This window comes from Pumilibacter muris, assembly GCF_943193045.1.
In the GTDB taxonomy this organism is placed as follows: Bacteria; Bacillota; Clostridia; order Christensenellales; family Pumilibacteraceae; genus Pumilibacter; species Pumilibacter muris.
In genome coordinates, this window is the sequence record NZ_CALPCN010000005.1 from 62211 (window position 1) to 86841 (window position 24631).

Annotated in this window: 16 protein-coding genes and 1 tRNA gene; 5 read left to right on the plus strand and 12 right to left on the minus strand. The window is 46.9% G+C overall.

Features of this window, described 5'->3' with window-relative positions:
* Positions 1-83: 83 nt before the first annotated feature.
* The 3 genes from secG to NFR62_RS07035 all read right to left on the minus strand — a co-directional run bounded on the left by secG (position 84) and on the right by NFR62_RS07035 (position 1576).
* Entirely contained in the window at positions 84-386 is a 303-nt protein-coding gene (gene secG / locus NFR62_RS07025; protein ID WP_251616652.1) for a preprotein translocase subunit SecG, read from the minus strand.
* A 147-nt stretch (positions 387-533) separates the two neighbouring features.
* Complete coding sequence (locus tag NFR62_RS07030; protein WP_251616655.1) at positions 534-1193, minus strand: MBL fold metallo-hydrolase; 660 nt, start codon at positions 1191-1193, stop codon at positions 534-536.
* Positions 1190-1576, minus strand: a complete 387-nt coding sequence (locus NFR62_RS07035; protein ID WP_251616657.1) for a hypothetical protein — start codon at positions 1574-1576, stop codon at positions 1190-1192. Before NFR62_RS07035 ends, NFR62_RS07030 begins: the two co-directional genes overlap by 4 nt.
* Positions 1577-1767: 191 nt before the next feature.
* Here NFR62_RS07035 and NFR62_RS07040 point away from each other — a divergent pair, with 191 nt between their 5' ends.
* Positions 1768-2289 carry an AbrB/MazE/SpoVT family DNA-binding domain-containing protein gene (locus NFR62_RS07040; RefSeq protein WP_251616660.1) on the plus strand — a complete coding sequence of 174 codons (522 nt, stop codon included), beginning with the start codon at positions 1768-1770 and terminating at the stop codon, positions 2287-2289.
* A 95-nt stretch (positions 2290-2384) separates the two neighbouring features.
* Here NFR62_RS07040 and NFR62_RS07045 read toward each other — a convergent pair whose 3' ends face one another.
* The 3 genes from NFR62_RS07045 to guaA all read right to left on the minus strand — a co-directional run bounded on the left by NFR62_RS07045 (position 2385) and on the right by guaA (position 6335).
* Complete coding sequence (locus NFR62_RS07045) at positions 2385-4100, minus strand: InlB B-repeat-containing protein (RefSeq protein ID WP_251616673.1); 1716 nt, start codon at positions 4098-4100, stop codon at positions 2385-2387.
* A gap of 31 nt (positions 4101-4131) precedes the next feature.
* Entirely contained in the window at positions 4132-4605 is a 474-nt protein-coding gene (locus NFR62_RS07050) for a hypothetical protein (protein ID WP_251616676.1), read from the minus strand.
* 203 nt (positions 4606-4808) lie between these two features.
* A complete protein-coding gene (gene guaA / locus NFR62_RS07055) occupies positions 4809-6335 on the minus strand; it encodes a glutamine-hydrolyzing GMP synthase (RefSeq protein WP_251616684.1) in 1527 nt (508 codons plus the stop codon).
* Between the two features lie 155 nt (positions 6336-6490).
* Here guaA and NFR62_RS07060 point away from each other — a divergent pair, with 155 nt between their 5' ends.
* Positions 6491-8161, plus strand: a complete 1671-nt coding sequence (locus NFR62_RS07060) for a 2-isopropylmalate synthase (RefSeq protein WP_338049904.1) — start codon at positions 6491-6493, stop codon at positions 8159-8161.
* A 66-nt stretch (positions 8162-8227) separates the two neighbouring features.
* Here the strand turns inward: NFR62_RS07060 and NFR62_RS07065 are convergent, their stop codons facing one another.
* The 4 genes from NFR62_RS07065 to NFR62_RS07080 form a co-directional block, all read right to left on the minus strand.
* On the minus strand, positions 8228-9337 hold the full coding sequence (locus tag NFR62_RS07065; protein WP_251616688.1) for a DUF898 family protein: 1110 nt from the start codon (positions 9335-9337) through the stop codon (positions 8228-8230).
* A 170-nt stretch (positions 9338-9507) separates the two neighbouring features.
* Entirely contained in the window at positions 9508-11946 is a 2439-nt protein-coding gene (locus NFR62_RS07070; protein ID WP_251616691.1) for a DNA gyrase/topoisomerase IV subunit A, read from the minus strand.
* A 9-nt stretch (positions 11947-11955) separates the two neighbouring features.
* Positions 11956-13914, minus strand: a complete 1959-nt coding sequence (locus tag NFR62_RS07075; RefSeq protein ID WP_251616693.1) for a DNA gyrase/topoisomerase IV subunit B — start codon at positions 13912-13914, stop codon at positions 11956-11958.
* Between the two features lie 274 nt (positions 13915-14188).
* Complete coding sequence (locus tag NFR62_RS07080; protein ID WP_251616694.1) at positions 14189-14407, minus strand: hypothetical protein; 219 nt, start codon at positions 14405-14407, stop codon at positions 14189-14191.
* A gap of 316 nt (positions 14408-14723) precedes the next feature.
* Here NFR62_RS07080 and NFR62_RS07085 point away from each other — a divergent pair.
* Positions 14724-14798: transfer RNA gene (locus NFR62_RS07085), tRNA-Arg, on the plus strand.
* A gap of 106 nt (positions 14799-14904) precedes the next feature.
* On the opposite strand, the gene NFR62_RS07090 is transcribed toward NFR62_RS07085, so the two are convergent.
* Together NFR62_RS07090 and NFR62_RS07095 are read right to left on the minus strand one after the other, a co-directional pair.
* Entirely contained in the window at positions 14905-17949 is a 3045-nt protein-coding gene (locus NFR62_RS07090; RefSeq protein ID WP_251616697.1) for a hypothetical protein, read from the minus strand.
* Positions 17946-21320, minus strand: coding sequence for a metallophosphoesterase family protein (locus NFR62_RS07095; protein ID WP_251616700.1), 3375 nt, complete (start codon positions 21318-21320; stop codon positions 17946-17948). Before NFR62_RS07095 ends, NFR62_RS07090 begins: the two co-directional genes overlap by 4 nt.
* 406 nt (positions 21321-21726) lie before the next feature.
* Between NFR62_RS07095 and nrdD the strand changes: the two genes are divergently transcribed.
* Together nrdD and leuS are read left to right on the plus strand one after the other, a co-directional pair.
* Positions 21727-21987, plus strand: a complete 261-nt coding sequence (gene nrdD, locus NFR62_RS07100) for an anaerobic ribonucleoside-triphosphate reductase (protein ID WP_251616703.1) — start codon at positions 21727-21729, stop codon at positions 21985-21987.
* A 181-nt stretch (positions 21988-22168) separates the two neighbouring features.
* On the plus strand, positions 22169-24604 hold the full coding sequence (gene leuS, locus NFR62_RS07105; RefSeq protein ID WP_251616706.1) for a leucine--tRNA ligase: 2436 nt from the start codon (positions 22169-22171) through the stop codon (positions 24602-24604).
* Positions 24605-24631 lie beyond the last annotated feature (27 nt).

The following is a 24631-nucleotide window of genomic DNA, read 5'->3' on the forward strand; positions in this document are numbered from 1 at the left end:
TATCGTATTTTTCGATGCAAAAATAAAAGAGCGGGAAAAACGCCCGCTCTCGTTATAAAACCGAAATTACCTACTTTCCGCTTTTACGCAACCGGATACACAACAACGGTTACGAAAAACAGAATAGATATAACGAAAAGACATATCGCCAACACAATGGTCAAGCGTTTCATAATCCCTTCGAGCGAACGTCCTTTATTTTTGGAATAGAAAGTGTCTGACACTTGCCCCGATATTGCGCCCATACCGTCGCCCGTAGAAGGCTGAAACAGCACAACCAAAATCATAGCCAAAGCAAGAACCACCATTGCTATTAAAAGCACCAAACGAATTGTCGGAAATGAGTTACTTACCCAACGGGGCACCGAAAACAAAAAATTCTTCATGTCGTAAAACCGACCTCCTGAATATGCGCAACGAACGCGAACGCCAAAAAAGCGACGCAATAAAACCGTTACCGAAATATTATATCATACTACCGCGAAATAAAGCAAGCGTTTAAACGCTGTTTTATTTTTCACTTAAAAATTACTTTATTGTTCTTTATAGCGTTTAGGCAGTATTATTTTAGTGCCGGCGCCGTCGAAATCGTAACGGTCGAATTCGAGAACGTCCGCGTCGTGCTCTATAACAGTTTCGTCGTCGAACAGCCGCAAAAAGTTTTCTACTTTGTCTATGTCGAGCTCAGTTCTGCGGGTTTTGAAATGCATGGGAATAACCACGTCGGGCATTATGTGGTCAACATATTCCTTCGCCTGTTCGGCGTCTATAGTGTAGTTGCCGCCTACGGGAATAAGCAAAATATTAACGGGAATCAACTGCTCGATAAGCTCGGGCGTGCACACCTCGCCTATATCGCCCAAATGGCAAACTGTTACACCGTCGAGCCTGAATTGATAAATAAGATTTTTTCCGCGCAGGGCCCCCTCTTCGGTGTCGTGGCTCGTAAGCACGCTGTGAATTTTGATTCCGTTCACGTCGAACGTGCCCGGCTCGTTTATTATAACGGGATTCCCCGAAACTCCCTTAAAGTGGTTATGGTCGCTGTGCCCGTGACTGCTCGTTATAGCGTCGCACGGAAGGCACGCCATGTCGTAACCCACCGTCAACGGGTCGAACGGGTCGGTTATTATGCTCGCGCCCGTACTTTCCGTTAAACGGAAAGAGGAATGTCCAAGCCACTGAATTTTCATAGTTCCTCCGATTTTTTAGGATAAACGACGTGCAATATTACCGTAGTAGTATCCTCGTTTTTACCGCCGAGCGAATATTTCGCCGACAAATGAACTTTCCCTTCTCCCGCTTTAAAACGCAATTTCTCAGTAAAAAGCGGAAAAGAAAACTTTTCGGTTTCGAAAACCGTTTCGCACCCTTCCCGAAAAACCGCTCGGTAGCCGTGCTCGCCTTCGCGCGTCACCGTAACGCCGCCCGCATCGTATTCGAGCGAAAGCGAATATGTATCGGCAACGTAACTTATTCTAACCGAAGAATCTTCGAATTCTACGAACCCGTCGGTAAAATATTCTTCGCGTCCGTTTTGCAACGTAACGAAAGCAATGGTTGCGGAAACCCTCATAAAGCTGTTGTAACCTTATAATGTTGAAATACGACGCGAAAACGCCGTTGCGAACAAGCGTTTTCACATGTATTATACCTTAAACTTGCAAAATAGTCAATTAAAACCCCTCAACTATAACGGCTTTTACATATTTTATGCTTCCATTCGACATGCTAATGAAAACAAAACATTCAAAAAGGAGAAATCAAATGGAAGAAACGGGTATTATCCGCAGGTTGGACGCGCTCGGCAGAATAGTAATACCGCGCGAATTCAGAAAGCTTAACAGAATAGAGGTTGGCGACCCCTTAGAAATGCGCGCGCTTTCAAGCGGCGAAATTCTTATTCGCAAAGTAGACCTCTCGGCTCAACTCAAAAGCGTGGGAGCAATCGCGCTTTCGGTACTTTCCGAACACACCGACAAACCGCTCGGCGTTTGCTCGAACGAAGAATGGCTCGAATTTTCGGGTTCGGGAAAACACGAACTCACGGGCGAAGAACTCTCGGAAGAAGCGAAAGCCGCCGCGCTCGAACAAAAAAGCAGCGTGCTTTTGTGCAGTGACGCGGGCATAAAATTCCGCAGCAAATTCGCCGCTTTCTACCCCGTGTTCGGCGAAACGGGAGTTTTCGGCGCGCTTGTGCTTTTCACCGACGAAGAGCCCGACCAAACGGAAAAGGCTTTAATGAAAACCGCCGCACGCTTCACGGGAAAAAGCATGCAAAAATTTTAATTGTTTTTGACCGATATAGCTCAATATAGAAAACGCTATGCGATTTTTATAAATTTTCGCATAGCGTTTTTTATTACTATATTAAATATATTTTTCTACCCGAAATCGCCTTCGTCATTTGCAACCGAACTAATCGTAGAACGCGCGTTTTTTTGAAGCGATAAATGCATACTTCCGTCACTGTATGTAGCTGAACCGCTAAAATTAGGATTATAAATTGTAATCTTACCGGTGGTATAACTTCTATGTAAAGTAAAAGTATGCGTTAAGTTTTGTGTGGAATAGCTCATTCCGTTTATAGTCCAACGAACAAAAACATGACCGCTATCCGGTGTTCCATACAATGTAACAGGTTGCCCGCTTGTAATTCTTACCGTCCGCGTAGGCAAATATCCGTTCCCTATGCTAATGACTTCATATGTATAGTCAACCGATAGCAATTTCCAATTTGCGTAAAGAGTTCCGTCGCCCGATTTTTTCCAACCGTTATTTGTGCTTACAGGTTCTAAACTATAAAAATTTTCATCAAGTTGTTTTACAGCGCTTTTAACATAGCAAATCCCTTTCCCGTTTGGCTCCGAATAATATCCGTCAAATTCATAATGGGTTCGCGACGGCGCATAACTTGCTTGTACTTGCGCCCCATATAATACTGTAGTTTCATCTTTCATTCCGCCATAACCGATATCTAACGTTATTTTATATTCGGTAGGATTTTCAACCACTTTATAACATTTTGTACATTTATACCACCGTCGACTACGATGAGATACCATAAGTTCATAATTATGCGCGCAAGTTGATGCTGTAGCCATAAGTTCACTACCGGATATGATTGTTGAGCGACTATCTACAATATCACAATAAAAACACAAATGAACATATTTTCCGTCTCTTATGACAAACCTATCAAATCTATGTTCCGTATGCCTGTTACTCATTACAGCTATGCCCTGTATATCTTGATATTTGATAGCTTTATCTAACGTAGCCGTAGTCGTACCTCTTGAATATCCCATTAAAACTTCATGAGTTCCGGAAATAATTGAAGAATGCGAATCCAAATCATGTAAGCCAAGTAAATGCCCAAACTCATGAACAGGTGTGTCAACATTCATAGAAGAAGCAGACACTTCGATTTTGGGCGATGTTTTTGAGGGATAAAATAAACCGGCATAATCAGATATATCTTCTCTGCTTACCACTACAACAGGCAAACCGTTAATTTTATTTGTGTGATTTACTTCATACAAATTTACAATTTGACCCGTTCCGTCATGCATAACAGCATCATTCCAAAGTTCGGCTTGAGCTCTAATATTATTTGCAAGTGTCGACGTCATAGTGGATGTATTTATATAATACGGAATATTATGAGAACCGTATGTATACGAATATCCGCTGTAATTACAACAACCGGTAGACAAAAACAGCGAATTATATCCGTTTTCTCTTCCGCGCCCATGCGCTGATGAAATAGAATTGCATGTATTTCTATTGGATACTGAAGCATTCAATGGTTGAATCGTGTTTTGATTTTCTTGAAAATAACGTTCTTCAACATTACAAAAACCTTGTTTCCCATAAACGATATCATGAAATTGACTAATATGTTCTATTTTGTTTTCCGAATATTGATTATCACATTCATGCGCTATTTTTTTTAAATATATATTACCTTGTATGTGTTCATTATCATAATTTATACTTTCTGTTGCTGCTTTTTTAGATAAAGACACAGTAATAGCTAATGAAGAGAGTATAAATATAACGACTAACGCAGCGAAAACTTTTCTTACAGTTATTCTCATTTTCATTTCTCCCATTGTCGACATTTAATATTCACTGAACTGTCAAGACTTTTGTGTATGCTTCGCAATAATTTAGAAACCTCACACCTCCTATAATTTTTTCCTCCTCGAAAACATAGTCATAACGCAGTAAGTCATCGGAAACCTTAGCCACAATACAATTACCATATGTACCATAATAACACAAAATTTTTACGTTTTCCTCCGTAGCTTCCGGCACTTTCTCTTTAAGCCAATTATTTAAATATGTTTGTTTTATACCCATTTCAATTTCTTTACTAAGCGGCTTTTTAGGATTTGGCTCAAACTCTTCGCCAATGTCTCCGTCATTATAATAATACGCGATGCTCTTTAAATCCTTTTGCTTAAGCCAACCGTTATCAAAAGATTCTTGCAAAGTATAGAACTTGTCGGACACGTTCAACAAGGTTTCTTCTGACTCTCCGCAACCCATACAGAACAAACCCAAAATAAGCGCCATTCCTATTACTAAAAACCTTTTCATAAAACACCCCTTAAAAATTAAATAATAAAAGGCGTAACAAATTTCATGATACGAAATTCATTACGCCGCAAAATAAACCATTGGAATAGCCCTCCTTATTGTCTTTACACACGGAAGAGACTGTTACACAACATTATTTACTCTTTAATTATATTACAGTTTTTGTATTTTGTCAATACCTTTTTTATTCTAAAATCTTAATATTACTCCCATTCGATTGTTGCGGGGGGTTTGCTCGTTATATCGTATACTATGCGGTTGATATGCTTAACCTCGTTTACTATTCGGGTGGATATTTTTTCGAGCACGTCGAACGGAATACGCGCCCAGTCCGCCGTCATGCCGTCTACGCTCGTTACGCCGCGCAAAGCAAGGGTGTAGTCGTAAGTTCTTTCGTCGCCCATAACGCCAACGCTGCGCGCGCCGGTGAGCACAGCGAAATATTGCCATATTTCACGGTCGAGTTTCGCTTTTGCGATTTCGTCGCGGAACACATAATCGGCGTCGCGCAAAATTTCGAGTTTGTCTTCGGTTATGTCGCCTATTATGCGGATTGCAAGACCGGGACCCGGAAACGGCTGACGCATAACTATGTTTTCGGGGAGTCCGAGCTCGAAGCCCACTTTGCGCACCTCGTCTTTAAATAAGTCGCGAAGCGGCTCGACGATTTCTTTAAAGTCCACCACGTCGGGAAGTCCGCCCACATTGTGGTGGCTCTTTATTGTCGCGCTTCCGCCGAGTCCCGATTCGATAACGTCGGGATATATCGTGCCTTGAACGAGGTAGTCCACTTTTCCTATTTTCTTAGCCTCTTCTTCGAACACGCGAATAAATTCCGCGCCTATGATTTTGCGCTTTTTCTCGGGCTCGGTTACGCCCTTTAAAAGCGAAAGGAACCGTTTGCTCGCGTCGGCGCGAATAAGGTTCATTCCCATTTCGTCCTTGAACACGCGCATAACTTCTTCCGACTCATACTTTCTGAGTAGCCCGTGGTCTACGAAAATGCAAATAAGGTTGGGACAAGCTCTGTGTATTAAAGTTGCGGCAACGGCGCTATCTACCCCGCCCGAAAGAGCGCAAAGAACTTTTTTGTCTCCTATGCGAGCTTTAAGGTCGGCAACTGCGGTTTTAACGAAGTCGGACATAACCCAGTCGCCTTTCGCTCCGCAAACCGAATACAAAAAGTTGCGCAAAATTTCGGTGCCGTATTTGGTGTGCATAACTTCGGGATGGAATTGCACGCCGTACATTTTTTTGCTCTCGCTTTCAATAGCCACTATGGGGCATGTGCTTGTGCTCGCGGTAGCTTTAAAACCGTCGGGAAGTTTTTCCACATAGTCGGTATGGCTCATCCAACAGTCGCTTTCGGCAGGCACTCCCTTAAATAGCTTGCCGCCATTGTGGGTAAAAGACTGTTTGCCGTATTCGCGCGGTCCCGTTGCCACCTTGCCGCCGAATTGAATCGCCATAAGTTGATAGCCGTAGCAAATTCCGAGAACAGGTATTCCGAGTTCGAAAACTTCGGGCGAGGGCTTGGGCGCAGACTCGGCATACGAGCTGTTAGGGCCGCCTGTGAAAATAATGCCGATAGGGTTGTAAGATTTTATTTTTTCGATAGATATATTATAGGGCAACAGTTCGCAATACACGCTTTGTTCGCGCACTCTGCGCGCAATAAGTTGATTATACTGCCCGCCGAAATCAAGCACTAAAACAGTCTGCTTTTTCATTTGAATAACCTCTCGCTGAAATATTAGGCATAATATGTATGTCCGTACCGTAAGAGTATATCATATCGGCGATTTTTTGACAAATAATTTAGCCCCCTTTCGCTTGACAATATTTGCGTTATAATGTAAAATAGCGCAAAACAAGGAGCACCCGAATTATGGATATTAAAAAGTATGCGCGCGGCTACTTTATGCCGCCCACAGAATCGCTCGAATGGACTAAGCGCGAACATATTGAGAGAGCGCCCGCATGGTGTAGCGTAGACTTGCGCGACGGCAATCAAGCGCTTATAAATCCCATGAGTTTAGACGAAAAAATCGAGTTTTTCGGACTCCTTGTGAAAGTGGGTTTTAAAGAAATAGAAATAGGTTTTCCTGCGGCAAGCGAAACCGAATATGCGTTTTGCCGCAAACTTATAGACGACGGACTCATTCCCGACGACGTTACCATTCAAGTTCTTACGCAAGCGCGCGAGCACATTATAAAGAAAACGTTCGAGGCAATAAAAGGCGCGAAAAAAGCTATTGTGCACCTATACAATTCCACAAGCGTAGCGCAACGCGAACAGGTTTTTAAAAAGAGCAAACAGGAAATTAAAAAAATCGCCGTAGAGGGAGCGTCGCTTTTAAAAAAGCTTGCCGACGAAACCGACGGAAACTTTTTATTCGAATATTCTCCCGAAAGTTTTACGGGCACCGAACCCGAATATGCGCTCGAAGTGTGCAATGCGGTTTTAGACGTATTCCAACCCGAGCCAAACAAAAAAGTAATTATAAATCTTCCCGTAACGGTTGAAATGAGCTTGCCTCACGTTTATGCGAGTCAGGTTGAATATATGTCTAAAAATCTGCGTTCCCGCGAAAACGTTATACTCTCTTTGCACCCGCACAACGACAGAGGCACCGCCGTTGCCGACACCGAACTCGGACTTTTGGCGGGCGGCGACAGAGTGGAAGGCACGCTGTTCGGTAACGGCGAACGCACGGGCAACGTTGACATTATAACGCTCGGCATGAACATGGCTATGCACGGAATTGAGCCCGAGCTCGATTTTTCCGCTCTTCCCGAGTTGGTCGAAGCATACGAACGGCTCAGCGGCATGACGGTCAACCCGCGCCAACCGTATTCGGGCGCTCTGGTTTTTACCGCGTTTTCGGGCTCTCATCAAGACGCGATTGCAAAAGGGCTTGCCTGCCGCGAAAAAGCGAAAGGCGGAATATGGAGCGTTCCGTATTTGCCGGTAGACCCCTTAGACGTGGGGCGCAATTACGACGCCGACGTAATCCGCATAAACTCCCAAAGCGGCAAGGGCGGCATAGGATATATTCTCGAACAAAAATATGGCTTTTCGCTCCCCGTAGCCATGCGCGAAAACGTTGGCTACAAAATTAAAGATGCGTCCGACAAATTACACCGAGAACTTTCAAACGACGAAGTGCGCGACGTATTCTTGCGCGAATACGCAAACGTTCTCTCCCCCGTCGAATTAGTGGATTTTACTTTCGGAAAAGAAGAAGGAAACGTGCAAATATCCATGCGCATATTGCATCATGGCAAAGCGCTTTCTATAAGCGGAACGGGCAACGGGCAGCTCGACGCCGCCGCAAACGCCCTTAAAGACGCTTTAAAGCTCGGTTTTTCAATTACGACTTACACCGAGCACGCGCTCGAAAGCGGTTCCGCGTCGCGCGCCTGCGCCTATGTGGGCATATCTACGCTCGGCGGCAAACCTTGTTTCGGCGCGGGTATAGACACCGATATTATGTCGGCTTCGATTAAAGCGCTTATAAGCGCAATAAATATTCAAAACGCAAGAACCCTTTGATTTGAAAAGTAAAAAACGCATACAAAAACGCCGCCCGAATTTTTTTATCGGGCGGCGTTTTTAACCTTATAAAAAGATTCTAAACATACCAAATCGCGCAAACAGATTAAATAAAAAGAATGCACCGCAAATTACAATAGAGGCAATAGAAACGATTTTTATATATGGAGCAATTTTAGGGTCAAGAGCTTTATCTTTTTTATTTAAAACAAGTCCCGCAATAGACAACCCGAGCCCAGCAAGAACACCTAATTGCATCAATAAATTGAACAGCCAACCATAGCCTCCAAAATGCCAACTATTTTTGAAATAATCTAACACAGCACCCTTAAAAAAGTCTTGCAATAAAACCAACAAGAAGCCCGCAACGCTAAACACAAAACCTTTCGCCACTTTGGGAGCTTTTTCGTCAGTATCGCCCACAGCAACGCCCAATTCGGCGGCAATAGCTAACGCTTCGCGCGTGTTGGTGTGTAGCACCGTCCACTTTTTAATTTTAACCGTGAGCCAGAACGAATATATTCCGAACGTTACAAGAGTAAGCAATACCCAACAAATGCACTTGCCGAAAAACTGTATGCCTTTGCCGTTGAAATCGAGTTCTTTTCCGTCTATTATCTTGTGTCCTATAACGTAGCGCAATTTAAAGCAATACGCCCAATAAGCTCCGAACGTCAACGTTATTACCGTTACGAAGTTGGCGAGCAGCCTAATGCCGAGAAACGCCAAGCAACTGCCCGTAAACTTCGATTCGGGTTCGCTTCCGTTTTCGGTTGCGCTTTCGGTTTCGTTTTCGTCTGTAAAATGCGTATGCTTTGTTTTCCACCCTTCGAGCCGAAGTTTAACCGCCACAAGCCAATAAATGCCGAGCGTAACAATGCTGAGAAGCCACCAAATAATATACTTGCCGATAAGCTCACCGCCGTTACCGTCGAACCGCAAACGCTTTCCGTTTATGTATGTATGGCTCGCCACCCAACGTTCGCGCCAACACACCATAAACGGATACGCTATTCCGAGCGACAAAATAGTAGCAAGTCTTGCGGCGAGCGCCATAAAGAAATTTGCAAACGCCCCGCCCGTAAAAGACGACTTCGCAACCTGCAAAGTAGCTTGCTCCTCCGCGTGCGAACTCACGGTTTGTTCCGCTCGTTCGAGTTCACCATACTCTTCCATAAAAATGCCTCCTTTGTTTACATTTTTTATGGGCTAAGTATACCATACCCCCCCCCGAAGTCAAGCAGACTTTGCGAAAAACTTTTTTGCAAATTTTCTCTTTTGATTTTTGATATAAAAAAAACGAACCCGCAGTAATTGCGAGTTCGTTTTAGTTCGGTTATTTAATTTCAGTTTGTTAGCTTATCGTTATAAATAAGCCCTTCTTTGATTTTCGCTTTGCCTTTAATTATAGGTCTGCCCGCATGTGTGCGGTTTTCTATGCTTAGCGCTTCGGTGGAATAACTCGAAAGATAATCGTCGTCGAACACAAGCACAATCTTATAGGGTTCGGTTACATACGAGACGAACGCAAGCGACGTTCCGTTGTCTTTCTTATTAAAGTCAACTATTTTCACGCCCTTTCTGTATCGCGCCATAACGTCTATTTGCGACACGAGCACGCGCTTGCTGTATCCTTTGTCAGATACGAGCACAACTTCGCCGTCGCCGTTTATTTGCCCTATGAATAAGCACTCGTCGTTGTCGGCAAGCTGAATACCTTTAACGCCTGCGGCTATTCTGCCTTGAACGGGAATGTCGCTCATATCGGCGTTTAAGCACATGCCCGAACGAGTTACGAACATAAGCGTGCAATTTTTCCTGCCGTGTTCCATAGCTATAACTTCGTCGCCCTCTTTAAGTTTTATGGCGGCAAAGGTGCTCTTAACAACTCCGTATTCTTTCCACTCGCTGCACTTAACCATGCCGGAGCGAGTATAGAACATAAGGTTTCCTTTGGGCAACGCGTCTTCAACCGTTTGCATAAACACTATGCGTTCGCCGTCTAAACTTTCGGGCACGACTTTTTTAAGCGGAGCGCCCTTTTCGCGCCATTTGCCTTCGGGAATGGATTCGGTGTCTATTTTGTAACAGTTGCCTAAATTAGTGAAACAATACACTCGCTCTAAGCTGTTCGCCTTAACTATGCACGGGCAAATTTCGTTGCGCGTGGAGTTTTCGGTAAAATCTTTTGTCGCCATAGTAAAGTTTTTAACGAACATGCGTTTAATATTGCCGTTCGCGTTTACGGCAACAATATAATCTTCAACAGGCTTTTCGTCGTCCTCGCTCGGCACAACGTAATCCGCCGTCGTTTTGAGTATTGCGGATTTGCGGTTTTCGCGGTATGCCTTGCGTATTTGCAACAGTTCGGTTTTAACCAAATCCATTTGAAGTTTTTTGCTCGCAACGATTGCCGTTAGGCGGATTATAAGCGTGCGCACGTCGGCAAGCTCTTTTTCAAGCTTATACACTTCGAGGTGAGTCAGTCGCGCAAGACGCAAATCGAGAATCGCCTGAGCCTGACGTTCGCTTAGTTCGAAACGCTTGCGCAGATTTTCTCTCGCCTCGCCCGTAGAACCCGAAGCTTTTATGATTTTAACAACCTCGTCTATGTTGCGAACCGCAATAACGAGACCTTCCAAAATGTGCTCGCGCTCTTTCGCGGCGTCAAGCTCGTAGCGAGTGCGACGAAGCACAACGTCGCGTTGGTAATTAACATAATACGCTATAATGTCGAGCAAGCCCATTAGCTGCGGTTTGCCGTCGGCAATGGCAACCATGTTTATTGCGAACGAGGTGGAAAGGTTAGTGTATTTTAACAGCGCGTCTATTATCGGTTTAGGGTCGCAATCGCGCTTAACTTTAATAACGGCGCGCATACCTCCCCTGTCGCTTTCGTCGGTTATCTCGGTTATACCCGTGAGCACGCCCTTTTTCTCTTCGCGCGCTTTAAGTATGTTTTCCAAAAGCTGCGATTTGTTCACTTGGAACGGCAATTCGTCTATAACTATAAGTTTCTTTTCGTTTTCGCCGTTTTCTATATGAAGCTTGGCGCGCATGATGATTTTGCCCTTGCCCGTCTCGTATGCCTTAACGAGCTCGTCGCCGCCTATAATAAATCCGCCCGTAGGAAAATCGGGACCTTTTATTATTTTCATCATGTCGGCAAGCTTTATGTGCGGATTATCTATATACGCTATAACGCCGTCTATGCTCTCCATAAGGTTGTGCGGCGGAATATTCGTTGAAAGCCCCACAGCTATGCCGCTCGCGCCGTTCACCAAAAGGTTGGGGAAACGTCCGGGCAACATATCCGGTTCCATAAGAGTGTCGTCGAAGTTGCAACTCCACTTAACGGTGTTCTTATCTATATCGCGCAACAGTTCAAGAGCAAGCGGAGTGAGCCTCGCTTCGGTGTAACGCATAGCGGCGGGGCTGTCGCCGTCTACCGAACCGAAGTTGCCGTGCCCGTCAACAAGGCAAGCGCCCATGCTAAAAGGCTGAGCCATACGCACCATAGCGAAATATATTGAGCTGTCGCCGTGCGGGTGAAATTTACCCATGCAGTCGCCAACGATACGCGCCGACTTGCGGTAAGGCTTATCGGGCGTTATTCCGAGCTCCGACATACTGTATAGAATACGACGCTGAACGGGTTTAAGTCCGTCTTCCACGCGGGGAAGCGCGCGGTCCATAATAACAAACTCGGAATACGGCATCATGGATTCGTGCATGACGTCTTCCATAGTTTTAACAATAATACTCGGTGTCTTTTGTTCCGCCATTCCGCCCTCCTACTTCGCTTCCTGCGCTTTAAAGTTGTCGATTTTGTTGAAATTCGCGTTTTCTATAATGTATTGCCTGCGCATGTCTATCGCGTCGCCCATAAGGGTGGAAACGAGCATTTCGGCGTTCGCCGCATCCTCGATTGTAACCTGCACGAGCGTGCGGCGGTTAGGGTCCATAGTGGTTTCCCAAAGCTGTTCCGCGCTCATTTCGCCGAGACCTTTATAACGTTGCAATCCCGCGCCCTTACCGAAACGTTTTTTCGCGTCGTCGAGCGCCGCATCGTCGTAAACGTATTCTACCGTGTCCTTTTTGGAAATGCGGTAAAGCGGCGGCAACCCTATATAAACGTGCCCTTCGTTAATAAGGTCTTTCATATAACGGAAGAAGAACGTTAAAAGAATTGCGCGGATATGCGCTCCGTCTTGGTCGGCATCGGAAAGTATAATAACTTTGTGGTAGTTCAAATTTTCGACGTTGAAATCCTCGCCTATTCCGCTGCCGAGCGCCGAAATTATGGTTCTGATTTCCTCGTTTGCAAGCACTTGGTCGATACGCTTTTTCTCCGCGTTCAACGGCTTGCCCCTAAGCGGCAAAATAGCTTGGAACGAGCGATTGCGAGCCTGCTTTGCGGTGCCGCCGGCGCTGTCGCCCTCCACTATGAACAGCTCGTTGTTTTCGGGCTTTTTGCCCGTGCAACTGCTGAGCTTTCCAACAAGGTTAAAGTTATTGTCAAGGCTGTTTTTTGCACGCGTTATTTCTTTTTCTTTGCGCGCGGCTTCCCTTACCTTAGCGGCAAGCAACGCCTTTTTCAAAATGGTGTCGGCAAGGTTTTTTGTGTCTTTATCGAAAAACTCGGTCAGAGTTTGGTTCACAAGATATTCGATAGCGATACGCGCTTCGGGGTTGCCGAGTTTTGTTTTGGTTTGCCCTTCGAACTGAACGTTTTGCATTTTTATGCTGAGCACAGCCGTAAGACCTTCGCGGTAGTCGTCGCCCAAAAGGTTAGCGTCTTTGTCTTTGAGCATACCCGTTTTGCGGGCGAGGTCGTTCATAACTTTGGTGAGCGCCGCTTTAAAGCCGGTTTCGTGCGTTCCGCCTTCGGTGGTGGGAATGTTGTTCACATACGAAAAAATATTGTCGGTGTATGCGTCGGTATACTGAAAGGCAAGCTCCATGTCGATATTGTCTTTGGTGCCCGTCAAAAATATCGGCTCGTCGAACGCGGGAACCTTAGTTTCGTTAAGATATTTAACGAAGTCGATTAAGCCGCCCTCGTAGCAATATTCGCGTTTAAGACACGCGTTGCCCATTTGCACGCGCTCGTCTATTAAAATAATTCTCGCGCCTTTATTCAAAAAAGCAAGCTCTTTGAGTCTACGCGAAATCGTTTCTATTTGAAAATGGGTTGATTCGAAAATTCGTTTGTCGGGCAAAAAGCGCACATACGAGCCGCGCTTATCCGACGCAATTCCCGTGTCGATTAGGTGGTATTTGGGAACGCCGCCTTTAACGGCGCCGTCTATTTCTTTTGACTCGAATTCCATGCGGTAGGTAGTGCCGTTTTTATATACCTCTACGGTAAGCCACTCGCTCAGCGCGTTTGTAACCGACGCGCCTACGCCGTGAAGTCCGCCGCTGTGCGCGTAGTTTTCGTTGTCGAATTTGCCGCCCGCATGCAGTTGGGTGAAAACCACCTCTACGCCCGATACGCCGAGCGTAGGGTGAACGTCTACCGGTATGCCGCGCCCGTTGTCTTCCACGCTTGCGCTACCGTCAGTGTAGAGCGTAACCGTTATAGTGTCGCCAAAGCCGTTGGCGACCTCGTCCATCGAGTTGTCAACAATTTCCCAAAGAATGTGATGCAAGCCTTTGGTGCCCGTAGTACCGATGTACATGCCGGGACGCAGACGCACCGCGTCAAGTCCTTCGAGCACCCGTATGTCGCCTGCGCTGTAATTATGCATTTGCTTTCCTCCTCGCAGTTCGTTTAAGTACGCAACGTCTTTTCTTTCGCTTGTTTCCCGTTATAAAATTATTGCCACACGGCAACGTTTAAAACGAAAAAATATCAACGTCACCTATTTATTGTATCATATCGCGCGCTCTCGCACAAGCGTTTTAAATAAATATTTATACATTTTTTTGCGTCGTTTTTCTTTACAAATTGCCACAATATAAAAATTTTGCATAATTATTCATGATTGCGAATATTATTCAAAACATGCGCCCGCGACTCATTTAAAACCGCAATCGAACGGCAAAATCCGTCATATAAAAAACACGAATTTTACTTGCATAGAATTTGTTGCGGAATTTGCCGATATTCAGCGAACTACGCGCAATACTCGGCAAATTCGCAATGTCGTAATTTTCGAGTATTATAACGTTTTCGACTTTAATCGCAAAAATTATCAGCTCGCCTAAAAACGCAAGAAGCCCCCGCAAAAAACAGCTCAAAATTCCTTGCCTTCCCTACTCTTTTTTGATATAATAAATTTTAGCTCAATATTTTGCTTCCGTAGTTAAAACGAATATAGCAACTCCTCTTTAAGGTTGTTGTGGTTCGCTCAGCCGAGCCCGTAGGGCGAACTCCACGAGCCGTAAGGCGAGTATTCCCGACAGGCGGGAATATAAAATATTCTGCTTCCGTAGTTAAAACGAATATAGCAACTCCCCTTTAAGGTTGTTGTGGTTCGCTCAGCCGAGCCCGTAGGGCGAACGCCACGAGCCGTAAGGCGAGTATTCCCGACAGGCGGGAATCATAAAATATTCTGCTTCCGTAGTTAAATGGATATAACAACCCCCTCCTAAGGGGTCGTTGTGGGTTCGATTCCCGCCGGGAGTACCAAAAAAGCGGTTTGATTTAACGTAAAAATCAAACCGCTTTTTTTATTTTTGCCGTACTATTTGCGAAAGTTAAATCGCAAAGCAATCACTTTTGCAAATCAAGCAATTTAACCTAATTTACTTTTTTTGCCGCGCACCGTTAAAACGCAAGCAAGCCCAACAGTTAGAATACCGAGCAAAGCAAAGTTGCCTGCCACGTTACCGCCGCATTTCTTCTTTTTGCCGCTTTCGGAAGGCTTATTGTCTTGAACGGGAGGTTCGGGCATTTTTACCGTAACCGTCACGGTAATGTTTTCACGCACATTCGATATAGTGTATATGCCGTCGGTTGCAGTAACGGCGGAACCGTTTACAAGCACGGTAAATTCGCCCGCAAAATCTTCCGCCTTTGTTGCGGTAAAGGCAAAACTTTCGCCCTCTTTAACCTGAGTTTGCCCCACCGTAACCGGCGCAAGCGTAACGCCGTCGGCATTCGTAAGAGTAACCGAATAGTATGTTTCGCGCACTATGCCTTCCACTGTGATTACCGTGTCTTCGGTTAAACACACCGAATACACTCCGCCGCTCGCCGTAAGCGCAACGCCGTTAGCTTTAACCGTAAGAACGTCGTCTAACCATCCGTCGTCGGTCAGTACCGCGAACAGAAATTCCGCGCCCGCCAAGAATACGGTGCGTTCGTCGCTCGATACAATCGTGTAGCCTTCGCCTGCGGGAAGCGTAAGAGTGTACGCCGTGAAAGCAACTTCGGTTGCCGCACTCGCATTGTGCGTTTCGGTGGCGCGTTCGCGCACAAAAAGCGAATTTCCCTTGTATTGCGTAAGGCTGCCGGAATTAGGCAACAGTTCGGTAAAATCCGCATCGGCGGCTATTTCGTACTTGCCGTCGGCCGTATACATTTCCGTTCCCGCGTCAAGCATCAAAACGCCGCGCGACACGATGGTTTCGTTTGCCGCTTTGTTTATGATGAAAATTTGCGGCTCGGAGTATTGTTTAATTCCGACAAACATATCGCCTTTATAAAGTTTAAGCGCTTTCACGCGATACGAATTCGGCAATACGGTAGTAAGCTCGTTGCCGTCTTCATCCAAGCACACCGCCGTGTAGCCTTGCACAACAGGCAACCGCATTTGTCCGTTATACTCTACGGCGGTAAAGTCAGCCTCAACCGCGTCGAGTTCAACCAACTGCGGCACAGGCAACACATTTGCGCCCGTAAATACGGCATAAGGTTTGCCGTCAGGCGTCATAACGATTTCGTCGCCGTTTTCCCAACCGAGAAAGCCGTAGCCATCGTCTACCGAAAGCGCCATAATAACGCCGCTTTCGTTTGCGCCCGTTATTTGCCACGCGGTATGAGGCGCCGCAGTCAGTTTATCGGTGGTATCGCAACACTCTTCCCAATCGTTGCATTTAGAAAATCCCGATATAACTTCGTCGGTCAACAAATAGCCGAATGTTTTGCTCCGAACAACCGTGTCGCCGCCGTCAAGCGAGCCCGCCGAATTCTCAGCTGACGGAGCTCCTTTCGAAGCATGAAACATGGGAATATCAAGGAACTTTTCGATTTCGTCGGCGTCATGGTCAAAGCCTACCAAACTGCTCTTTTTCGCAGACACTATATATTGCAGCGTGCCCGTTCCTCTTGTGCCTACAAGCGTTTTCTCTCCGCGATACCCTACCAAATATCCGCTGCAATAATTCCAAGCGGCGCCTTCTTTTTTGAATTTGCCGTTGCCTGCGTTTTCATATAATAGCACAACGTTTCCGTCAGATTGCGGATTTGCGATTCCCACAGTGCCTATAAGCGTATTGTTCCAATTCTGAATATATCCGACCAAACCGCTGAAACGAATTTCCAATCCGCCGCTCGTATTGCAAACATAAAGCAAACCGTGATTTTCCATGTGAATAAACACGTCGCCCGTGCCTTTGGAGCCGACAACGCCCGTAGCGCTTCCCACTATGCCGGCGGAATAACTGCTGTCGGCGTCGTTTTGATACCGCATGGTACCGTAATTGATTACTTCTATTATCACATCGCCGCCGCCGTTCGAACCGATTAGAGCGTCGGCATGACCCGCTATGCCGCCGCAACGCGAAGTTTGCGAGGGCATATTAGCCGAAAAGCCCGCGTCCGTACTCGCGTTGTTATTGATAAAACGTATAGTCACGTTGCCGTCGTTATCCGCATGTCGCGCGCCCACAACAACGTCTTTTGTTGCGTCGCCGAATATTCCGCCCATGCGCATATGTCCGCCGCTACGCAAGCCTTTCAAACTGCCGTTTTCACCCACTTCGGCAACGAGCGTCGTGTTGCCCGCCTTGCCGTCGGAACCGAGCGTACCGCCCATAGCGTAGCCCACCATGCCGCCTATATACGCAAAGCTATTTCTGTCGTTCTCCACCGTAAAGTCGCCGTCGAATTTTACATGAACCGCAGAGTCGCCGCCCGCTTCTCCTATCGTGCAACTTCCAAGCTGAAAGCCCACTACGCCGCCCACCATAGCGTGCGCATATATAGCGTCGTCGAAAACGCTGTTTTCTCCCGCCGTAAAGCGCACGCTCACGTTGCCGAACGTAACGTCGGGATTGTTTATTCTGCCGCCCGCAAAGGCGCCGAACAGTCCGTAATACTGTCCGTCGTATCCCGTGTGCGACAATCCCGTGATTTTATGCCCCGCAAAATCGAAACCGCCGGTAAAGGTGACGTTTCTGTTTTTGTCGGTTACAACGGTGTCGCCGTCTTCGCCCGCTACGGTATGCGTGCCGTTCACCAAATTACCTATGGGAATCCAATTCTTACCCTGCATATCAAGGTCGGCGGCAAGACGGAAATATTTCATTCTCGAATAAGATTGCGAGTACATTTCGCCCTCGCCCGTAATGTGGCTAAGGTCGTTTTGGTTTGCCGCAAGTTGCGCCAAATGCTCGGGAGAAGAAATAATATACGGGTCGGGCGCCGTTCCGTCGCCGCCGCCGTAACCGAAATCGGCGTCGTAGCTTAGTCCGTCGGTCCAATTCGCAACGGGCGCGGGTTCGCTCGCCGCCGCTCTTGCCGAACAAGGCAACGTAAAGCAAGCCGCCGCGAGCGCAAGCGCAAGCAAGCCGCATATTGCGAAAAACGCAAAAGTTTTCTTTGTTGTTGTTTTCATCTTTCTTTTCTCCTTATCTTATAATTTCGACGGCTTAAAACCGCCGCAAAGACCGAACACAATATGAGCGCGCCAAGTGCCGACGCCGTGCCGCCCGCCGCAGAACCGCATTTTTTCTTTCGCGGCTTCTCCTCGCCTCCGCTCGGCTCGGTGCTATCGTTGCCGCCGCTCTGCTGTTTGAGCGCGTCGAATTCGGCGCGAGCCTTTTCGAGAGCGTCGGCATTTTTCACCAAATAGCGGAATTCTTGCGGCACGCTTGCAAAAGCCGTCTCGGCGGCAACAATGTCGTTTTCGGACGAAAGCGTGATATTCCCAAGCGCGGCAATATTCTCGTTCAGCGTCTCTATTTTGCCGAGTAGAGCGCACGAAATTTCAGTGTTCTCCGCACATTCGCCCGTTTTATCGTGCGCCGCAAGCAAGCGGTAGTTAAACGTGCCGTTCGGCACCCAATTCGCAAGACTTATATAAGTGCGCGAGGGGTCTTTGAGCGAGAACGAACCGTCGAAATACTTTTTGTCGAGCACTCCTCTCAGCCCGTTCAATTCCACCAAATAGCCGCCGTCTTCGAGGGCGGAAAATTTAAGTTCGAACTTTTTGTTTTTCAGATTGCGATATTTGAGCTCTTCGCTTTTGATAATTTGCCCGAAACCGGGATTCGCTTCCAACTTACCTAAGTTGGTATCGAGAAACAGCAGAATACCCGTTTTTTGCGGCTCGGTGTATTGCGGGTGTGCGCTTCCTCCCAAAATTATGCCTATCGAGGGGTCCGCTTGCATTTCGGACGATTTTTCCAAACCGTCGAAAACAAGGTGCAAACCATCGAGGTCAAACGCCTTCAAACCCATGCGAACACCTATTTCGGAATTTACATATGAAACGGCAATGCCTTGCTCGTCGTCGCTATAAGAAAGCCAGCCTGTGTCTGTCCAATAATTTGTGCCAACAACCGTATCTTTCACCGTTACGCCATGCTCGTATTGTTCGAGAGTAGTCCAAAGATTGCGATACGCCGCTTGCGCCGCTTTCAGTTCGCTCTCTTTTTCAACCATTTTCTTCTGTTCGAAAGTAAGCGCATCGAACGCTTCCTGTGCTTTTAAATAGTTTTCGGTATTGCCTTCGGTAACCGTGCCGATTTTGGCAATCAGTTTATCTACCGTAACAGCCGCAACTTTATCGAGCGTAGGGTTATAAACATACCGCGCGGTTATAGCTTTACTCTCGTTGCCGAAGCTATCCACCGCTCGCACCGAAACGGTATACGGCTTTGATGGAACGAAATTTTCCAAAAACACAGTTTTGCTCTTCGGTACGTCGGCGTTGCTCGCGTACCGCCACGCCGCCGCATACGATTTAAAAGTGCTCACCGTGTCGTCGTGCTCGAAATCGATTATGTAATATTGCACCACGCCTTCCGACGTGCATGTGTCGAAAGTAACTTGAGTATCTTTATCCGAAACGTAATCCGCTTGCACCGACGAATTCTCGGCGAAAGCGGGAGTTGCCACGCGCGACGCGCGCGCCTCGCCGTAATAATTCAAATGCGTCTTTCCTTTCAGGTCGGGCGCGGGAATCACCACGCTTTCGTACATTTGCCGTCCGTCGTGCAAAAAGTCGATACGCGTCACGCGTATGTTATAGCTATCGTCGATTTCAAGACGCAACCCCATAGACTGAATTAAGTCGGCAGGCATAAGCGCTCCGCCTATTTTGTAACCGCCGTCGGTAACAAACCCTTCGCCCGGCATGCCGATATACGACGTTGTTGCCGCGCCCAAATGAGTAAAATCGCTTTGATAAATGAATTTTTCGTTATCAAGCGGATAATGCGAGTGCCCCGTTAGCGTAACGATTTGCGGATATTGCTTCATAACGTCGTACAGCTCGAATTTGTGTTTTCTTTCGCCCATATCCTCGCTTCCGTACACCGTGTTGCCGAAAGGCACATGCGAAAGGAAAAATATCGGCGCGCCGTCGTAATCGGATGCGGAAGTTATTTCATTAAGCTTTCGAGCCATCCACTCCACCGCTTCGGGCGTAACGTTTTGATATTCGTCGGCATAATCCCACGACAATGTGAGGTAATGAAATCCGCCGATTACGGCATGACGAAATCCCGTGTTCCACATAGGGTCGTCGCGGTTCACGTCCCACGCATAATATTCGTTGCCTAAAAGCTCATAGAAAAGCTGTTCGCGCACCGTTCCTTCTTCGCCGAGCGAACTGTCGTGATTGCCCATTGTGAAAAACAGCGCAACTTCTTTGTTCCAAGCGCGTTCCATCGACGACTTAAACAAGCCTATTTGCCGTTTTGCCGTAGAAAGGTCGGGCGTATTGTCGAACCTCGCCCAATCGGTTATATCGCCGCCGAGCAATATGGCGTCGGCGTCGCGCTCGCAAATCATGCCTATTGCTTTCTCGAACCTGTCTTGCGGAGAACCGTCGTCGTACGAGGTGCAGTCGTTGGTTTCAAGATGATTGTCGGTGAGCATCCACACGTTGCTGACAACGTTGCTTTCGTCAAACTGTGCGGGCGTTGTAAGCGCGTAATAATTTTGGTTGGCATATGTGAGCAAATCGGCAGACCTAACCATTACGCGAAGCTCGGCATCGAGCGCCGAGAACGCGGCGTTCGCATTGTCTATTTTTTGCTTGCTCTGCGCCGAAGCCGTAACTTTTCCTATTGAGTTTATTGCGTCGTTTACCGAAGCGATACGCGCAATTTCGTCGGACGTGAGCGTGTCGCCGCAACGGTTGCCGCCGTCGTGCACCGACACCACGTCTACCGAATACGAAGTGAAATAACTCGGATGAGTGGTAAACGTTATATACACTTCGTTTTTATCGGGAATTGCCGCGTCTATTTCTTCGTCGGTAAACGCAAACGTTTGCCCCGCGAAAACCACATTCCAACCGCTCGCGGATTTTTCGACCTTGATGTCGAATTCGTCTGCCATAGGTTTGGTTTCAAGCGTGCCCGCAAGCTTATGATTGCTGTTTCCCCAATCGGGCGTAACATAACGCATAACCGCCGTATAGTCGGAGCCGTTGCACGCAAAAAGCCGGAATGCGGAATCATACGCATCCGGTGACGGCAGGTTGGAAAACGCGATTCCCATTCCGCCTCCGCTGAAATTTTTGAACTTTATATGTAAACCGTCGAGTTTAAAACGCGTCTGCGAAGTGGTGCGCACAGTTATATTGTTTACTTCGCTATAAAAGATACGCACCGAACCGTCGGCGTTCTCGGTTACGTTTTGGTGCCCTTCCTGCACCCACCACCAATATTCCGTTTTCAACATAGGCGGCGCGTAAAACTCCGCATCGTCGGCACGGCTTTCGGCGTTTGCGAAATTCGCAACCGTATGCGACATCACCGCCGCGCAAATAAACAAACTTAATAAAAGCAGACAAAAACTTAGTTTATGTCCCCCCCCCCGAAGTTTGTCCGTAAACCTTGTCTCTTTTCATTTATACCCTCCTGCTTGTCATTCAATTATTTTGAAACTTAGTTTCAAAACGACATTATCATTATATCACCGTTGCAAAAATTTGTCAATACATTTTTGAAAAAAAGTTGCAAAAAACTATACAATTCAACGCTAACCCTAATTTCAGAAAAAATTTCGCAATCCCTCATAAAATTCGAAAATAAAAATTTAAAGATTTCGCACTCAAACCGTTGCATAATTTTAAGAGGTGTGTTATACTATATATTGTGCCGAACAGTTAAATGACGGCGCAAAGGCACTACATATAGTATCAGGAGGCAAAACAATTATGGAAATTATCAAAAACGGAGACGTAAACGCGGCGGAAGAAGAAGCGGCGCTTAAAATGTTGTCGGAAAAACACGGCGGCGAAAACATTTATAAGGTGGAACTCACGCCAAACGGCGAATATGTTGACGTAAAATACTACACTCGCAGTCCTTTCGAACGCATACGCAGAATAACGGGCTATCTTGTGGGTACGCTCGACCGTTTTAACAACGCCAAAGCCGCCGAAGAACGCGAACGCGTTAAACACGGTATTGTTTAAATCGCTTATTCCGAAAAACAAAATAAAACCGACTTGCGCGAATTTTTGACGCAAGCTTTAAAACAAACCGCAATTTATGCGGTTTTGTTTTTACGTCGGTTTATTGCTGCGCTTGACTTATCGGGCGCCTTGCGTTATAATGGAAAACAGAATATTTTTATCGAAACGGAGAACGAAACTAATGGACTATGTAAAAACCGACAAAAAGTGGAACGCCTATTGGGAGAACAACAAGTGCCACCTTTTTAACGAAAAGAACGCCGACAACAAATATTATATAATGGAAATGTGGCCGTATCCGTCGGGCGCGAATCTTCATCTCGGACATTGGTTTAACTTCGGTCCCGCCGACACTTTCGCCCGTTTCAAAAAGATGCAAGGCAAAGAAGTTTTTCAGCCTATGGGGTTTGACGCATTCGGTCTCCCCGCCGAAAATTACGCGATTAAAACGGGCACGCACCCGCACGACAACACTCTTAAAAATATTAAAACTATGGAGCGGCAACTCCGCGACATGGGCGCTATGTACGATTGGGAACACGAAGTGAGCACCTGTTTTCCCGAATATTACCGTTGGACGCAGTGGCTGTTTATAGAACTGTACAAAAAAGGGCTTGCCTATCAAAAAATGGCTCCCGTGAATTGGTGCGACTCGTGCAACACCGTTATAGCTAACGAACAGGTTATAGACGGCTGTTGCGAGCGGTGCGGCACCGCAGTTGTGCGCAAGGAAATGACTCAGTGGTTTTTTAAAATAACGGACTACGCCGACGAACTTCTCGAAAAGCTCGATTCGCTCGACTGGCCCGAAAAAACAAAAACCATGCAACGCAACTGGATAGGACGCAGCGAAGGCAGCGAAATTACCTTCGGACTTCCTAACCGAAAAGACGGCATAACGGTGTTTACCACGCGAGCCGACACTCTTATGGGCGTTTCTTATGTTGTTCTCGCCCCCGAAAAAGCTCTTGTATCCGAAATAACGACGCCCGAACAAAAGGCGGCTGTGGAAGCGTACAGAGCGGAAACGGCTAAGGCAAGCGACATAGACAGGCTTTCGTCGGCGCGCGAAAAAACGGGCGTGTTCACAGGCGCGTATTGCTTTCACCCCGTAAGCGGCGAGAAAGTGCCCGTTTGGATTGCCGACTATTGCTTGGGAACTTACGGTACAGGCGCGGTTATGGGTGTGCCTGCCCACGACGAGCGCGACTTCGCGTTTGCCGAAAAATACGGGCTTCCCGTAAAGCGCGTTATAAAAGCGGCTAACGGCGAACCCGACGAACTTCCTTTTTGCGAGCACGGCAAAACCGTAAACAGCGGTATTTTCGACGGGCTTGCAACAAAAGACGCAATCGCCGCAGTTCAAAAACATTTGAATTCTATCGGCAAAGGCGGTAAAAAAGTTAATTACCGTTTGCGCGATTGGTCGGTGTCGCGCCAACGCTATTGGGGCACGCCCATTCCCGTTATTCACTGCCCCGAACACGGAGCCGTTCCCGTGCCCGAAAAGGATTTGCCGGTTACGCTCCCGCACAACGTCAATTTCACGCCCGACGGCGCTTCTCCCCTACGCAAAAGCGAGGAGTTTATGAACACGGTTTGCCCCGTTTGCGGCAAACCCGCTCGGCGCGACCCCGACACGCTCGACACGTTCGTATGCTCGAGTTGGTATTATCTGAGGTATCCCGACAATAAAAACGAAAAAGAAGCTTTCGAACCAAAACTAATAAACAAAATGCTTCCCGTCGATAAATACGTCGGGGGCGCCGAACACGCTTGCATGCACCTTTTGTATGCGCGGTTCATAGCCAAAGCGCTGCGCGACATGGGCTATGTTAAATTCGACGAGCCGTTCACGTCGCTCGTGCATCAAGGTTTAATACTCGGACCCGACGGCTTTAAAATGAGCAAAAATCGCGGTAACGTTATAAATCCCGACACTTACGTTGACGAATACGGTTCCGACGTTTTCCGCATGTATCTTATGTTCAGATTCGCGTTCACCGAAGGCGGCGCTTGGAGCGACGACGGCATAAAGTCGATTGCAAAATTCCTCGACCGCGTGGAGCGCATAGTATTAAAATCGCATTCCGAAGCGAAAAAAGCGAGCTCTACCCCTCAAAGCGAAGCCGACAAAGAGCTTGCCTACGCGCTCAATTTCTGTATAAAATCGGTAACTTCCGACTTTGAAACTTTCTCGTTTAACACGGCGATTGCGCGGCTCATGGAACTTGTGAACGCAATGTACAAATACGAATCGGCTAAGGATTGCAACTACTCTTTCTTGCGTTACGTTTCGGGCGAGCTCGTTAAATTGCTTGCGCCGTTCTGCCCCCACGTCAGCGAAGAACTACACGAACTCACAGGCGGCAAAGGAACAGTATTTTCCAAAAGCTATCCCGTATGCAACGAAAAAGCGCTCGTTAAAGACGAAATCGAAATCGCCGTTCAAATAAACAGCAAGCTCAAAGGCAGAATAAAAGTTCCGAGCGAAGCCGACGAAACGGAAGCTAAAAACATAGCTCTTGCCGATGAAACGATTATTGCGGCGCTCGGCGGAGCAACCGTTAAAAAAGCCATTTACATTCGCGGCAGACTTCTTAATTTAATCGTTTAATTACGTTAATTCAGAATATTAAAAAAA